The sequence below is a fragment of the Mycoplasmopsis fermentans PG18 genome, assembly GCF_000209735.1.
Classification (GTDB): Bacteria; Bacillota_I; Bacilli_A; order Mycoplasmatales; family Metamycoplasmataceae; genus Mycoplasmopsis; species Mycoplasmopsis fermentans.
Genome location: NC_021002.1, coordinates 940304 through 957128 on the forward strand (window position 1 = coordinate 940304; position 16825 = coordinate 957128).

Annotated in this window: 11 protein-coding genes; 2 read left to right on the forward strand and 9 right to left on the reverse strand. The window is 27.0% G+C overall.

Annotated elements, in window-relative coordinates; translation table 4 throughout:
* Nucleotides 1-99: 99 nt before the first annotated feature.
* Together aspS and hisS are read right to left on the reverse strand one after the other, a co-directional pair.
* On the reverse strand, nt 100-1809 hold the full coding sequence (gene aspS, locus MBIO_RS04310) for an aspartate--tRNA ligase (RefSeq protein WP_015511270.1): 1710 nt from the start codon (nt 1807-1809) through the stop codon (nt 100-102).
* Between the two features lie 3 nt (nt 1810-1812).
* Nucleotides 1813-3126, reverse strand: a complete 1314-nt coding sequence (hisS, locus tag MBIO_RS04315; protein ID WP_013527006.1) for a histidine--tRNA ligase — start codon at nt 3124-3126, stop codon at nt 1813-1815.
* Nucleotides 3127-3291: 165 nt separating this feature from the next.
* Between hisS and MBIO_RS04320 the strand changes: the two genes are divergently transcribed.
* On the forward strand, nt 3292-5022 hold the full coding sequence (locus tag MBIO_RS04320; RefSeq protein WP_013527007.1) for an APC family permease: 1731 nt from the start codon (nt 3292-3294) through the stop codon (nt 5020-5022).
* Nucleotides 5023-5083: 61 nt separating this feature from the next.
* Here MBIO_RS04320 and MBIO_RS04325 read toward each other — a convergent pair whose 3' ends face one another.
* The 4 genes from MBIO_RS04325 to MBIO_RS04340 form a co-directional block, all read right to left on the reverse strand.
* Nucleotides 5084-6295: a restriction endonuclease subunit S gene (locus MBIO_RS04325; protein WP_015511273.1), complete on the reverse strand. Its 1212-nt coding sequence runs from the start codon at nt 6293-6295 to the stop codon at nt 5084-5086.
* Between the two features lie 33 nt (nt 6296-6328).
* Nucleotides 6329-7729, reverse strand: a complete 1401-nt coding sequence (locus MBIO_RS04330) for an RNA-binding domain-containing protein (protein WP_013527009.1) — start codon at nt 7727-7729, stop codon at nt 6329-6331.
* A gap of 147 nt (nt 7730-7876) precedes the next feature.
* Nucleotides 7877-9715, reverse strand: coding sequence for an ABC transporter ATP-binding protein (locus tag MBIO_RS04335; protein WP_013527010.1), 1839 nt, complete (start codon nt 9713-9715; stop codon nt 7877-7879).
* Nucleotides 9716-9731: 16 nt separating this feature from the next.
* Nucleotides 9732-11513 carry an ABC transporter ATP-binding protein gene (locus MBIO_RS04340; protein WP_013354807.1) on the reverse strand — a complete coding sequence of 594 codons (1782 nt, stop codon included), beginning with the start codon at nt 11511-11513 and terminating at the stop codon, nt 9732-9734.
* A gap of 141 nt (nt 11514-11654) precedes the next feature.
* On the opposite strand from MBIO_RS04340, the gene MBIO_RS04345 reads away from it, so the two are divergent.
* Complete coding sequence (locus MBIO_RS04345) at nt 11655-12089, forward strand: bis(5'-nucleosyl)-tetraphosphatase (protein WP_013527011.1); 435 nt, start codon at nt 11655-11657, stop codon at nt 12087-12089.
* A gap of 52 nt (nt 12090-12141) precedes the next feature.
* On the opposite strand, the gene pgmB is transcribed toward MBIO_RS04345, so the two are convergent.
* From pgmB to MBIO_RS04360, 3 genes are read right to left on the reverse strand one after another with little or no spacing between them, the layout of a single operon-like run.
* Complete coding sequence (gene pgmB / locus MBIO_RS04350; protein WP_013354809.1) at nt 12142-12807, reverse strand: beta-phosphoglucomutase; 666 nt, start codon at nt 12805-12807, stop codon at nt 12142-12144.
* Complete coding sequence (locus MBIO_RS04355) at nt 12800-15169, reverse strand: glycosyl hydrolase family 65 domain-containing protein (protein WP_013527012.1); 2370 nt, start codon at nt 15167-15169, stop codon at nt 12800-12802. The genes pgmB and MBIO_RS04355 overlap by 8 nt, the downstream gene beginning before the upstream one ends.
* 9 nt (nt 15170-15178) lie before the next feature.
* Nucleotides 15179-16822 (reverse strand): alpha-amylase family glycosyl hydrolase, encoded by a 1644-nt coding sequence (locus tag MBIO_RS04360; protein WP_013527013.1) that lies wholly within the window; start codon nt 16820-16822, stop codon nt 15179-15181.
* Nucleotides 16823-16825: the final 3 nt, after the last annotated feature.

The following is a 16825-nucleotide window of genomic DNA, read 5'->3' on the forward strand; positions in this document are numbered from 1 at the left end:
AATTTGGAACATAAGAAAAAAACATGTCCCTAAATTGTTTAAGGACATATCTATATTTTTATTCATTTTAGGACATAAAAAAATTTATGTCCTTCTTTATTATTTGTCTTCTTTTTTAATTTCTAAGAATAATTCATCTAATTGTTTTTTATCAACACTGCCTGGAGCTCCTGTAAAAACATCTTGGTTTTTAGCATTCTTAGGAAATGCAATAACATCACGAATTGTTTTTTGACCTGTAATAATCATTGTCAATCTGTCAAGTCCTAAACCAATTCCACAGTGAGGAGGAATACCATAATCAAAAGCTTTTAAGAATCAATCAAATCTTGATTGTTGTTCTTTTTCACTCATACCAATTAAATCAAACATTTTCTTTTGTGTTTTTTTATCAAATATTCTTGCTGAACCTGAACCTAATTCAAAACCATTTAAAACTAAGTCATATGAAAGCGCTCTAACATCCTTCATTTCAATTTTGTCTAATTCTTCTAGTGAATGCGCAAATCTAGTAAAAGGGTGATGGGCTGCTGCTCAAGTATTATTTTCTTCATCATATTCAAACATAGGTCAGTCTGTAATTCAAGAAAGATTTCATTCCTTTCTTGCATAATTAAATCTTTCATTTAATTCAACTCTAACTGCACCTAAAGCTTGAGATGCGTGATCATAAGTATTAGCAACTATAAAGTAAGAACCATTTTTGTTTTTGTTATTTTTGACTAATTCTAAAGCTGCATCTTTAACTTTGTTTGCAAAGTTGGTGTGAACTATTTCACCATTTTCATAAACAAAGTAGAATAGAATATTTGCTTTATTTTTCTTAGCAATTTCTTCTAAGTCTTTAAAGTCTTTTTTGGTAATTAAAGTATCTACAAAAAGCATTCTTTTACTTGGAGCATATTTAATGATATTAAAGTCTGTATTAAGGCAAAAGTCATTGATGTCAACTATTTTATAATCATATCTTAAGTCAGGCTTATCTGTTCCATAATCTCTTAAAGCATCAAAATATTTAACTCTTGGAAATGGAGTCTTGATTTTAATTCCTATTGATTTAAAAATGTGTTTGAATAATTTTTCAATGTATTTTTGAAAGTCTTCAACATTTAAGAATGAAGTTTCAATATCTAATTGAGTAAATTCTGGTTGACGATCTTTTCTACTATCTTCATCTCTGAAACATCTTGCAAATTGATAATATTTTTCAAAACCTGAACACATTAAAAGTTGTTTAAATAATTGGGGGCTTTGAGGTAAAGCTCAAAATTCATCTCTATTTCTAGTAGGTACTAAAAAATCTCTAGCACCTTCAGGTGTACTTTTAGCAAGCATTGGAGTTTCAATATCAATAAAATCATTTTGGTGCATGAATTCTCTAACAGCAAACATAATTTTATCTTTAGTGATAATGTTTTGTTGCATTACTGGACGACGCAAATCTAAGAAACGATATTTCATTCTGGTTTCTTCTTTAACATCAATATCATCTCTAATTGCAAAAGGTAATTCTTCATTTGCTTCAGAAAAAATTGTGTATTTATCAACTACTACTTCAATATCACCAGTAGCTAGATTAGGGTTCTTTTGTTTTCTTAAAACAACCTTCCCTATTACTTCCATTGAACTTTCTTTTGTGACGTTTAAGTCTGTTTTAAAGACACATTGGGTAATTCCATAGCGGTCTCTTAAGTCAATAAAAGTCATTTCTCCAAAACGCCTTTTATTAGCTACTCAACCATGTAAAGTTACTTTTTTACCTTTGTCTTTAGCACTTAATTCATTGTTCTTTATATATTTACTTTTCATTTTTTATTCCTCGTCTTCATCTTCTTCAGCTATTAAATCGCTTAGTAAATTATGTTCTGCTAAAAAGTCTAATAAGTCTGCATAACCATCTTCATTGTATTGGAACATAATACGATCATTATCGCTTAAACTTTTAGCAACAAAGGTTTCACGACCTTGAATGTTGTCATCAAAAATCACAACATCAGCTTGTAATTTTTGAGCCTTATCAAAGATTTTTTTGCTTTTAACTACTTCTTTAATAAATTCAATTTTGCTTCCATAATTTCTTAGCTCATTAGTTAATGAAAATAAAATGTCTAGATTTTTTTCACTGGTTGTGGCTACTAAAATGTTTATTTTTTCAGCATCATTATTGTCTTTGTTTTCATCATTAATAATGTCAGCTGCTCGATCTACTCCAAAACCAAAACCGCAAGCATATAATTGAGGTCCACCTAATTCTTTGATTAAGTTCGAATATCTTCCACCGCCAATTATTGTACTTTGACTTCCTGATTCTTTTGAAGTTGAAACAAATTCATAAACAACTTCATCATAATAATCAAGTCCTCTAACTAGAGAATAATCAACTTGATATTTGATGTTGTTGAAGTCTAAAATTGAAGTTAATTTATTAAAAAATTCAGTGCTGTTTTTGCTTAAGTATTTATTAATTTTAGGAGCTTTTTTAACAAAATCTTTTTGCCTTTCTTCTTTATCATCAAGAATTCTTAAAACATTATTTTCAAGTCTTTCAAGACTAATTGGATTTAATTGATCTTTATATTTAGCAAAATATTTTTTTAATTCTTCTTGATATCTAGTTCTGGTTTCTTCATCACCAATTGAATTAATTTTTAAAACACATTTAACATCAAGACATTGTAATAGTGAAGCTGCTGCAATAATTAATTCAGCATCATTATATGGATTAATAACTGTATCAACTATTTCCATCCCTGCTTGATTAAATTGTCTATAACGTCCTTTTTGTGGTTGTTCGTAACGAAACATTGGACCATAATAAGCAAACTTTGTATTTTTAAGTGTTGCATATCATTTGTTTTCAACTAAAGCTCTAACAAAACCTGCTGTTCCTTCTGGTCTTAGTGCAATATCACGATCACCTTTGTCTTTAAATTCGTACATTTCTTTTTTAACTATATCGCTACTTGCAACTGAACGACGATAAAGAGTGGCTGATTCAATAATTGGAGTTTCAATTAAATGGAAATTATAATTTCTTGCATAATTAACAAATGCACTTCTAATTAATTCAATCACATTATTTTCTTGTGGACCAAAGTCTCTTGTTCCTTTAATTCGGTTAAACATTTTATGCCTCCTAAAATAAATACTCAATTTAATATTAAATATTATATATAAAAGTTAAATAAATGTTATGTTTTTAGATTTAATAAAGTTAATATTTGCTTTTTTACTAGCTTTTAGTATCTTATTTTTACAATTTATGTACTTTTGATAAAATATAAAATAACTATGAAAAAGGCAAAAGATAATTTAAATCAAAAAGTTAATAAAAGAAAGAAAATCAGCTTCTTTACTGCTATGCTAATAGTAATTAGTGGCAGCAATGGTGCTGGTATTTATTTTCGTAGCGAAAGCATACTTAACAATTCACATCAGAGTTTAATTTTAGCTATCTTTTGTTGAATTTTTGGTGCTTTAGCAATTATTGCTATGGCTTTAGCTTTAGTTGAAATTACTAGTGCTAAAAGTCATAATTTATCTTTAATAGGATGAAATCATACTTTTAATAATCGGCATGTATTTAATATGTCAAAAAACTTTATGACTTACTTATATTTGCCACTTAGTTATTTTTTAATGCCTCTTTATGCTTTAATGTCCTTACAACAAGGAGTAGGAGCAATATTAAATCAAGAAGCGTTTGTGATTGGCACTAAATATGATTGAATGATTTGAACAGGAATTAGTTTATTGATTGTAATTTATTTTTCAATAGTACCAGCTCTTTATACTAAAGCAGGTGATATTCAAAATAAAATTATGTTAGCTGTTAAATTTTTGCCTTTATTCTTTATTATCATTATTGGTTTTGTTTTGGCTTTTAGTTCAAAAGGTGAAGTAAATCAAACTCATTGGAATTTACAAGATCAACACTTTGATGTTAGATTGGGAAGTTCAATTGCTTCTTATAAATCTTTAGGTGCGGGCTTTGGAGTATTTTTATCAGTATCAGCTATCTTCTTTGTTTATGATGGTTTTTATATTTCAGCTGGTATCCAAAGCGAAATGAAAGAACCTCAAAAGACTCCTTTAGCATTATTATTTGGTTTATTGATTACCACAATAATTTATCTTTTAATTGCCATTTCAATGAGTATTAATGGTGGTTCATTTATTAAAATGAAGGATTATTTAAGTAACTGATGAGGTTCAAAAGCTGGCAGAATTATCTTTGGTATTTTAAACATTTGTATAGCTATAGGAATCTTAGGAATCATTAACAATTTAGCAATGTGATTGCCTCGCTATATTGAAGATTTATTGGCTTTAGGTGAATTACCTTTTTGATATAAACTTAGATTTAAATTAAATAAAGAGAGACCTAAAATTGGTGTAATTTATAGTTTATTTCTTTGTATTCCTTTAATTATTTTGTTTTCAGTTTTTGGAGCATTATGTTATTTTTCAAATGAAAATTACAACATCTTTAATAGCTTAAATAGTGATAAAACTATTAAATCAGATGCATTAAATAAGTTATATAACTTTACTGATTTAGTGGCTAACTGAACATCTTTAATTGTTTATACTTCAATTGCTACAGCAATACTTGGTGGCATTAAAAATAGAAAACATAATTTTGTAAAAGCACAAAAGAAAAAATACTTTTTAGTATCGGCTTACTTTATTGTTACAGTTACTTATTTATCTGTAATAATCACAACAATCATTCCTTTTATTGATTTATTTTTATTGATAGGTTTTGACAGGGAATACTTTAAAACAGTCGAATTGGAAAAATTTGCAAAAGATAATACTTACATAATTAGAAATGAAAATACATTCTTTAATCAACTGCTTAAAGGCAGGATTTTATGTGTAGTAACATTAATAATTTATTTACTTATTTCAATATTTCCAAGTGTTTTTGAAAAGATATATTTCAAGAAAATGTTCAAATCATGAGATCTTTATTTAGCTTGGAAACAAGAAACACTTGAAAAAGGAATAGTTGTTTAAAAATAAAAAATATCACTTAATAGTGATACTAATAATTAGCTCTCATAATGAGAGTTTTATTTTATTTAAAATCTAATAATTGATCTCTGTAATACTTAAATTGTTTACTTCTTAATTCTATTTCGGCAGGTAAACCTAAATTAATTTCTTGAGAGTATTCTGATAATTTGTCAAGAATTGAAACTATCTTGTTTTGGGTTTCTAAAGGAGGAATAGGTATATTTAATTCCAAAATATTTTTCATAAACGGATGCTTTATACTACCACCTCTAAAATTTTTTCTAATTAAATCAAGATTTAAAAGAAAGTAATAATATAAAAATTTTGTTGCAACTTCATTTTTATTTAGAACTTGTCCAATTCTATTATCTCCCGTAACAAATTTACCTTTATGATATTTTATATTTGCCTCTCCACCTCCGGGAATTAACAACACTTCACCTGAATATATATCTTTTTTATAATTTTTACTATTAATTTTTAAATTTTCTTCTTTGCCTGTGGTAATAATTTTTACATCGCCTTTAGGATCATTATAATTTTCTATTTCTTTATAAAATAAATATTTAAAATTAGATGTTTTACTTTGTTTAAATTTTTCAACTTCTTGGAAGTTTTTATCTCAGAATGTTATTTCTCATAATTTTTTTAATTTGTACTGTTTGAAATTAAAAATTTTTGTTAAAGTGAAATCAAATTGCTTCCCTCTCGCTTCCAACTCCGCTTTCAGCTCCGCTTCTAGTATACGAAATCTCTCCAAGATTTCGACAATTTTTTCTTGAATTTTTAGAGGAATTAAAGGAATTTTTAGTTTTTTCAAAATTTCTGAATTAAGGTTTGATATTGTCCCCGGTGAGGATTGTTGAAGAAAAAATGATTGTGAATAATTAGATAAAAATCAATAATATAAAAATTTTGAAGTTACATTTTTTTCAAAATTTGCTATTAATAACCAGCCATCATGAATACAACCTTTTATATCAGCAATCACTGGTTTTCCAAAAGACATTGAATTAGATAAAATTAAATCTCCTTTATCAACAACAACAGATTTTTTGCTACCTTTTTCGTTGATAAATTGTTTAGTCTTTTTTAAATAAATTTTTCCTTCTTCTATATCTCCAATTTTTATTCATGGATAACCTTCTTTAGACAAAAAAGAAGATATAGGTCTAGGAGAGGCACCTCTCCTAATGCTTGATATTTCGCCCAATGTAACCCACTCATATCCATCTGGACAATACTTATCTAATAACTTTTGTAAATAACTCATTTTCTTCCTTTATTAAAAATATATTTTAAACTATTATTTTATTAATGCCTTCCAATAACCATTTTTATTTGCTCCAACTCTTTTAATAAAACCATGTTTTTTTAAAAAATTAATATTGTTGTCTATTGCTGTTGTGCTTAGATTTAATTTTTCTGCTAATAAAGCTTTAGTAATATGTGGATTTTTAATAATTTCCGATAATATCTTTTTTCTTATTTGATTAAGAATTTTTTTAGCTGTTTCTTCATCTATCTCTTCAACTTCAATTTCAAATTTTACAGCATTAATTCTATTAAAAGGAATTGTAACTTTAATAAATCCATCACCAAAATAAATAGCTTCTTTGCCATAAACTTTTACTATTGCAGGTACTCCACGTCCTGATTTTTCACTAATTCTTAATTGAAGAAAAATTTCGGCTAACTTTTCATTAACTGGTTTTGATTCTCCTTTGTAAAAACCTTCTATTGTTTGTTCAGGTCCTAAATTTCCCATAGAATCAATTTCAATTCTATCTTTAAATATAGAAATCATTGGAGAAGCTTTTGAAGTTCATTTGTTATGTAAGATGGCATTAATTATTGCTTCCTTGTAAACATTAGAATCAAATAAAGGTACTTCTTTTCTTGTGAGAACTCTGTTTCTTTCATCAGCTTGATAAATATTTACTACATTTCCAAATCTAATCAAATCATCTAGTGTATAAAGTAAATTAGTAAATCCAAATTCATCTACTGTATATAAAGGGGTTGTTTTGTCATAACCTCCAAAAATAGAAACTCTAACTGGAAATCCAGAATTATCTGACAAAAGCTGAGCAAGTAAGTTATACTCACCTTTTTCGGTATAAAATTCAAGGTTTTGTCTAAATGTTTCTTCTTTTAATTGAATTCCTCTTGACCCATAAAATCCAAATAATTTATTAAATGTTAAATCTTGAGTATTGGCTTTAGTGTTTTGAATTGTTTCATGGCCAAAAATTAAAACTCAAAATAATTTTCTTTCTCTTTCAGGAAATTTCATTAATTTTTCTTTGCTTGATCCAACTCGAATATATCTTTCATTTTTTCAAGCTGTTGGAGTTTTATGAGCTGCAACTATTTTTAAAATAACCAATCTTTTGCCTTGATAATTGAATTCGCTAAATTCAATATTAATTCTTGGACTGAGTTGTCTTTCTAAATAATGAATTAAAGGCTCATTACTCTTTGTATGACTATCATAATTAAATTGTGTACCAACAATTTTATGAGTTTTATCTTCAATACCTCAAACTAAATATCCATAGTCTCTGCCTTCTATAGCGCATGAATTTGAAATAGCAGAAATATAAGAGCCTATTTCATCTTCATCAGCTCTATTAACTTTAAATTCAAATCACTCCTTTTCAAATTCATAAGAAGTTAATTCTTTAATTAATTCATTATTTGTCATGTTTTTTTTCCTTTTATTTTATCGATTTTATTACCAACTTTATTACCCACCTTTAGTATATCAAAATTTTAATTAAAAGTCAATTAAATAGTAAAAAAATGATTAATAAAAATAAACCGTATTTGCCTATAAAACAGGCTTTTTGGTTTATTTGAATTGATTTTCATATAAATTAAAGTAATAACCTTTTGCTTCCATTAATGATGCATGATTTCCTTGTTCAATAATTTGACCATCATCAACCACTAAAATTAAGTCCGCATTTTTAATAGTACTTAAACGGTGAGCTATAACTATTGAAGTACGATCTTTCATTAATTCTTCTTGTAAAGCTTTTTGAATAATTTGTTCAGTATTTGAATCAACATTACTTGTGGCTTCATCTAAGATCAATACTTTCTTTTTACCCAACAGTGCCCGAGTAATTGATAACAATTGACGTTCACCTTGACTTAAACTTTGACCACTATTTTCTATTACAGTGTCATAACCTTTTTCAAGTTTTTGAATAAAGTTATGAGCTGAAGTTAAACTAGCCATTTCATATACTTCTTGGTTTGTGATTTTGTCTGAAGCTACTTTTAAGTTGTCCATAATGGTTTCATTAAACATAAATGAATCTTGTAATACAACTGACATTAAGTCTCGTAAGTTTTTCTTAGTAATTTTTGTTAATTCAACACCATCAATTTTGATTGATCCTTCTTCATATTCATAGAATTTACTAAGTAAATTGATTATAGTTGTTTTACCAGCACCGGTAGGACCAACTATGGCAATAATTTGACCTGGTAATGCTTCAAAAGTTGCATTTTTAAGTTGATATTTACTACTATTTTTATCATATCTGAAGCAAACATTTCTAAATTCAATGTGGCCTTCAATATCTTTTAATTCAATAGAATTTTTGATTTTGGTTGGAAGTTCTAGTTCTAATAAACGGAAAACACGTTTTGTTGAAGCAAGTCCAATTTGAATTGAAAAAATAACATTGAAGAAAACTTGTAAGGTACCTGTATAGTTTCAAAGCAGTGATGTATAAGCTATCATGAAACCTGCATCAGCTTTACTAAAAAAACTAAAAATACTTAAGGTAGGGACATTTTTAATATTAAAGATAATGGCAAAGAGTGAGATTAAAAGAACTAAAAGGTTGGTTGAAATAATAAATCAAGGATCAAAAAATTTAATACAAACATCGCCTTTGAATGAGTGTCAATAAATATCATGAGTTATTTTTTTGAAATTCTTTTCTGCTGTTTCTTGACGATCAAAAGTTTGAGTGATTTTGCTATTAGTTAGCATTTCTTCAACATAAGCATTTAAATCACCAAAGTCTTGTTGTACAAGAACATATGATTTTCTAGCTTTTGAAATCATGAAGTAGCCAAGTGAGAAGAATAAAACTGATAAAGGAATTACTATTGCTGTTAAAGTAAAACCGACAAAAGCCATTGCTAATATTGAAAGAATGACATTGAAAATGTTATTTCAAGTTTCATTGAACATTTGAACAAATGAGTTTGCTAAGTTATTTATATCATTGATTAATACTGAAATTAAGTCACCACTTTTTTCTTTATCATAAAAGCTAACTGGCATTTCAATAAGTTTTTCCATTGCTACTTTTCTCATTTTTGTAGCAGCTTTATAAGCTATGGCAATTAATATCCGACTTTGAATAAACCGTACTATTGCATAACAAATAAAAAATATTGCTAAAATTGAGTTTCAAATAATAAAGCCTTTAACATCGAATGCTCCTGGAATAACTTTACCACTAGCATCAAACATTTTTTGGCTGAAAAAGAGACTAATAATAACACCAGTTAAAGTAGTTCCTCCAACATAGAAAACAGCATTTCAAAAGCAAATAAAGCCACCAATAATGACTAATTTTTTATCTTTTTTGTCTAAGAAATCATAAACTAATTTAAACAGTCTTCAAGTTGAAAATTTTTTTTCTTTTTGTTTATTTTTAGCCATATTGATTATCTCCTTTCTATTGTTCTAGCTGTGTTTCATAGATCTTTTGGTAAAAATCGCAGGTCTTAATTAAGTGACCGTGTTTACCTTGATCCATTACTGCTCCATTAGTTAAAACCATAATATTGTCAGCATTTTTAATAGCTCCAATTTTTTGGCTAATTAATATTGTTGAACAGTCATAATTATTTTTAATATTATTAATAACTTTTCTAGTTGTAATATTGTCTAGTGCACTTGTTGAATCATCTAAAATTAAGATTTTAGGTTTTCTTAATAAACTACGAGCTATTGAAATTCTTTGTTTTTGACCACCGCTAAGGTTTCTAGCTCCTTGAACAACTTTGTGATCTAAACCATCTTCAAATTTATTAACAAAATCATCAGCACAAGCATTTTTAAGTGCTTCACGCATTTCTTCATCAGTTGCATCAGGTTTAGCTCAAAGTAAGTTTGATCTAATTGTTCCAGTGTAAAGTAAAGCTTCTTGGTAAACTATGCCAACAGTTTCATGAAGGTTTTTGGTATTAATTTCTTTAACTTCTTGGCCTCCAATTTTAATTGAACCTTCATCATAAACATAATTATTTAAAAGTAAGTTAATAAATGTACTTTTACCACTACCTGTTGGTCCAATAATACCTAAAGTTTGTTTATAAGGTAATTTAACATTTATATTCATTAGTGAATATGAAGGGCTGGTTTCATAGTAACGAAATGAAAGATTTTGAACTTCTAGATCAAAATTATTTGTTAATTGTTTACCATCTTTAATAAATAAAGGATCTATTTTGGTTTCTAAAATTTCATTAATTCTACCTGCTGAAACACGAGCTCTAAACATTGATGTTAAGAATTGAATGGTCATTAAGAGACCAAAGCTAATTGAAAATAAGTATTCTATAAAAATATTAACTTTAACAAGTGAATCTAAAGTTGCAACTTCAGTATACATTCTATGACCTGCAAAAGCATAGATTCCAATAATTAATAAGTTAATTGAAGCATAAAAAATCGGTACAGCAAAAGCAAAAATCATATTTGTTTTGAATTGCACTTTATATCATCTGTGGTTGTATTCACTAAAACGTTTTTTTCTTGTTTCTTCTAAGTTAAAAGTTTTAATAACTCTTGCTCCTAAAATATTTTCATCAGTTGCTTTAGTAATTTCTTCAACAACTTTTTGTGTTTTCTTTAAAAGTGGATTAGTAGTTAAACCAATAACAAGTACTAGTACAAAAATTACAGGTACAACAGCTAAAACACTAAGTGACATTTTTGGATCGTTTAAAATTGCTAAAACTCCACCACCAATTACTAAAAAGAAACCTCTAATTAATATACTTGAACCATTAACAAGGAATTCTCAAAAGATTGCAACGTCATTTGAAACTCTAGTAATAATACTTTCTGGTTTTAAATCAGCAATATTTTTAAGTGATAATTTTTGAATTTTATTAAACAAAGCATTTCTAAAAAAGCGGCTACTTTGTTCAGCTGGTCACACAATCATAAGTGTTGAAGTAAAAGTTAAAGTGGCTGCTAAAATTGTTTGACAAACAACAGCAATACTTAAATATGTAATTAAATCTTTACATGTTCCTCTAACTTCTCAACGACCATTAAAGAAGGATAATGTCTCAACTTTTGAATAATCATCAACGAATAATAATCTAATAAACTGAGAAATAATATTAGGCAAAAGCAAAGTAAAAATAATATTAATAAAAACAAGCAATGAACCAAAAAGAAATGCTAATTTAATCTTAATTGGTAGCATTTTAATTAACTTAAACATTATTCCTCCTTGCAATATATAATAAATACTTTTTCTATTATAAAACTTTTTAATTATTAATATATATAAAATATATTTAAAATATTAGAATTTATATTAAACTATAATTATTAAATATTTCAAAAGAAATGAGGACTAAATATGAGTGAAAAATCATGTGGATTAGTAATTTTTAGACAATTTACAAAAGGTTGAAAAGTTTTGATTGCTAAGCAAATAAATAATATGTGAAGCTTTGTTAAAGGACATGTTGAAAACAAAGAAAGCGAAATTGAAACTGCACTAAGAGAAGCTAAAGAAGAAGTTAACTTAGAAAATTTTCAAATTTTCAAGGAAACTAGAATGAAAGAAAAATATGTTTTACCTAATGGAATACCTAAAGAAGTTGTTTACTTTTTAGCAATGCAAACTGATAAAAAAGATCCTCAAAGACAAGAAAGCGAAATCTTAGAAATGAAATATTATTCATGTTCAAGAGCTATGAATAAATTAGTTCACAACAGTCAAAAAAGAGTTTTAAAAACAATGTATAAAAAGTTAAATCAATATTTGCTTGATGAAAAAAAGAATAAATAAAGAATCCTTTATTAAATACTTGAAAGGATTCATTTTTTAACATTAATTATTATTAAAACAAAATAGGTTTGATTAAGTCTCAAATTAATTTAGAAGTGTCTTGAACTAATAAAGTTGCTTTTTGGAATAAATTATTATTACCGTTTGTTATTGCAATGGATTTAATGTTAGCCTTATTTAAAGCTTCAACTCCAACAACTGCATCTTCAATTCCAACACATTCTTCTTTTTTTAATTTAAGTTGTTCTTGAGCTAAAAGAAAAATATCTGGTGCAGGTTTTCCTTTTTTAACTTCAACAGGATTAACAATAACATCAAAATAATTTATAACTCCGAGTTTTTCTAAAATCAAAGGAGCATTGAGACTTGAAGAAGCTATTGCAATTTTAATCTTATCTTTTTTTAAGTCTTTTAAAAATTGTTCGATGCCTTCTAAAAGGCTATCTTTATTAATATATTTTTTTAAATAACTTAAATATAATTCATTCTTTTTAGTACATAATTCATTGATTTTTTGATCATCAAAATTATGCTTAAATTTCTTTAATTCAAATATTGCAAGTAAAGTATCTCTACGAGGCAAGCCTCTTAATTTTTCATTTTCTTCTTTGCTATAATCAATACCTAATTCATTGACTATTTCTTTTCAAGCTTTGTAATGTAATTTAGCTGTATCGGTAATTACTCCGTCTAAATCAAAAATTATTCCTTTAATCATTTTTCACCTCGAAAACTTGCTTTTCATTTGTAATTTCACAGTCCATACCATTAACACATATTTTTAACTTAGAACCTTTATTTATAGTATTAATGGTAAATTTGTCCTTGTTGATTTCTACTAAAAATGGCTCATTTTTGTAAATTGCTTTATAAACTAAACTATTTCAATTATTTGGCAATTTTGGAGCTATATGGAGCTTTTTATTAAATCATCCTAAACCACCAAAACCAAAGACAATCATTTGTCAGATTGCTGCTAAAGATCCTGCATGAATACCTGCATTTGAAGTGTGCATTCATGGACCAAAGTCAATATTAATACCATATTTAAATAATTCATAAGCTTTTTCAATTTTATTTAATCTAATAGCTTCAATACAATAAGTTGCTGCCGAAAGTGATGAATCATGTGTGGTTATTGCTTCATAGTAATCAAAGTTTTTTTCTCTAATTTCTTTATTATATAACTCAGGGAATAAATAAGTTAAGAGAATGACATCGGCTTGTTTTACTAATTGAGAGCCTAATAATCTATGTCCTTCAGAAGTATTGAATAATTTTTTACCAGCATCTCCAAGCATTTGAAATGGTCTAACATTTTTTAAAGGTAAGGATAAGAATGTATCATTTTCTGCAATAATTTTATCTTTATTAGGAGCTTGAATTTTAAGACCTTTAATGACTTTAGTCATTTTTGAAAAATTAATTTTATAAGGTATTCTTTTTAAAATACAGTTAAGTAAGCCTGGTGTTTGTGCTTGCAATTTGCGATATATTGAAATTGCCAATTTCATATTAAATAAGGCCATTTGGTTGATAAATGCATTATTATTAATGTTTCCTTTATATTCATTTGGACCCATTACATCTTTAATTTCATAACTACCATCTGGTTGTATTTCTGCACGGTTTGTGTAAAAGTAAGCTGTATCAATTATCATTTCATAACCTATTTTTTTCATGAATTCTTCATCATTTGTAAAATGATAATATTGATAAACTGCATAGGCTATATCAGCTGAAACATGGATCTCTTGTCTTCTACTTGCAATCGGTACTTGTTCACCTGTTACAACATCAGTTTGGCCTCAATAAGGACAAACTTCACCATCAGTAGGTCAAGCCATTTCTCAAGGATATTGAGCACCTAATAAATGACTTTCTTCATTTCTTCGTTTTGTTTCGAAAGCTTTATTTCTAGCTCCTTTTATCCCTTTATAACGATATGTTAGTAATCTTTTAACAACACTTGGTCTAGTAAAAAGATAATTAGGATTAATAAAGAATTCAGTATCTCAATATGTGTGCCCTTGGTAACCTTCACCTGAAAGTCCTTTGGCTCCTACATTTAAGTTAGTTGAATTTTTAGGCACAAAATTATTTAAGTGAAAAATTGAAAAGTTTAATGCTAAAGCATCATATTTACTTTGTTCATTACCTTCGATTTTGACATAAAATTGATTTCAAACTTTTTGCATTGCAGCTGTAGAATTTTCTTTTAATGAAGCATATGTATTTTTTAATAAGTAGTTAAAAGTTAAATCTGATTTAGCCAAAACTTCACTATTAGTTAATATTTTTTCTTCATCATCAATTGATGTATGAACTGACATTAATTTTTCTAAAACTAATTCTTCGTTTGCTTTTAATTCATTTTCGATTTTAAAGTAAACTTTGCGGCGATCAGTTTGAATTTGATATTTGTCATTACTGCCTAAAATTAACTTATTATTTTTTAAAAGTCTTGTAAACATGTGGTGCACAACAAAACGATTTGAATTAGTTGTTATTTGTTGCATCTTCAAACTTTCGGTTGTCACACGGTTTTTAAGACCTTCTTCAAAGTGTTGAGTACCACTGTTTGTTACTTGTCCATTAATTCCTGGTAATAATTTAACCTTAACAATTTCATCTTTAGAATCTAAAATTTTAATTGTAATTTTTTGAGCATAAATGTTTCTTATTTCTTGAGAAACAAAACGTTCAAAATTTAATTCAATTGTAGCAAAGTCTCTTTTGGCAATGACTTTACGACTTAAAATTCCATTTTTAATATCTAAAGTTTTAGTATATTGATCCTTTTCATTAACTTCAAAAATTTGATTATTAAAAGAAATAGGAGTTTGAATTAAATCAGCTAAATTAGCTAATTCAGGAACTTCTCCTTTAGATGTTCTATTAAAAATACCATTAACAAAAAAGTCTTCTTTGTTATATTCTTGAACTTCTTCATCAACACTTCTAATACCTAAATAACCATTACCTAGTGAAAAAATACTTTCACTTTTTGCTGTTATATTACGGTCAAATTTAATCTGTGAAATCTGATTATTATCAGGGTCATATTCAATATATTCCATAATTACTCCTTATTTAATTTCTAACATAATCGACTCAAAAGGTCTTAATTTATCAGTAACTTTTTTGTTATCAATATATGTTGATAATATTTGTTTTCCTTGAACATTTTCAACTACTTTTTGATGTTTTGTCATATTAATTAAAATAACTATTTTTTGCTTATTAAATGTTCTTGTAATCTGTATTATTCCACTGTTTTGTAGGTCTATTTGACTTTTTCCTAATACTAAAATGTCATGATATTTTTTAGATCTTAGGGCTATAATTTTTTTGTAAAAATTAAGAATACTATTTTTGTCTTCTAAATTATTTTGAACACTAATTCATTGTGCTCTTTGATTTGTTTTAATTCAAGTTTTTTGGCCTTCATTAAAACCATTGTTTACTGCATAATTATCTCATTGCATCAAAGTGCGGCCTGAGTCACGACTGTTGATATTGCAATATTTAATAAATTCGTATTCACTGTAAATTTTCTTTTTATCTACTAACTCACTAAAGGCATTAAATATGTCACAATCTTTAAATTCTTCTCTTGAGTTAAATTGATTATTTAATAAACCAATTTCTTCTCCATAATAAATACAAGGAATACCTTTTAGCCCAAAAAGCATTAAAGCATGACTTTTAGCACTTTCTTTATGAAATATGTTTTCATCTCCTCATCTAGAAATACTTCTTGAAGTATCATGATTTGATAAAAAATTGGTTGTCATACTTGGTAAAACTTTTGTTGAATGTTGAAATGGTTGTTGTTGATAAACAAACTCTTTGTAATCTCAATTTGAGTCATAACCATTTCTACCTGTTTCTTTTCCTCAACCAATTCATCATCAAGAAAAGTTGTAATAGTTATCAGCTACTTTTTTAGATCCTGTTCCATATTTTAATAATTCTTCTAAATTAATTCCACTAGCTTCACCTAATGTATAAGCATCTTTTTTATCACTAAAAGCTAACTTATTAAACTTAAGAAGCATGTTGTCTGCACCTTTACATCATGCAAAACAAGAATTAGTTAAAGTTTCTTCAAAGTTTTTTGAAACGTGTTTAATAGCGTCAAGTCTAAAACCTCTAACACCTAAGCCATATCAAAAATCAATAACATCTGACATAGCTTTAACTGTATCTTGATGATTTCAGTTTAAATCCACTTGTTCTTTAGCAAAAAGGTGAAAATAGTATTTTTTAACACTTGGAACATATTCTCAAGCTGAACCACCAAAAATACTCTTTGCTTCTTTTTCTTCTTTATTTAATTCTTTTCTTCAAATGAAATAATTGTGTTCAATATTATCTTCTGATTCACAAGCTTTTTTAAATCATTCGTGTTCATTTGAAACATGATTTAAAACAATATCCATGATAATATCAATATTTCTTTTTCTAGCTTCAGTAGTCAAAAGTTTGAAATCTTCTAATGTTCCAAATTGTTTTCAAACACTTTTGTAATCTAAAACATCATAACCAGCATCCACAAAATTAGTGTCATAAATTGGACAAAGTCATATCGCATTTATACCTAAGTCTTGTAAATAATCTAGTTTTTTTGCTATACCTAATAAGTCTCCATCGCCATCATTATTTGAGTCATAAAATGAACGAGGAAATATTTGGTAAATAATTTTATCTTCTAATTTTATTGTTTTCATATC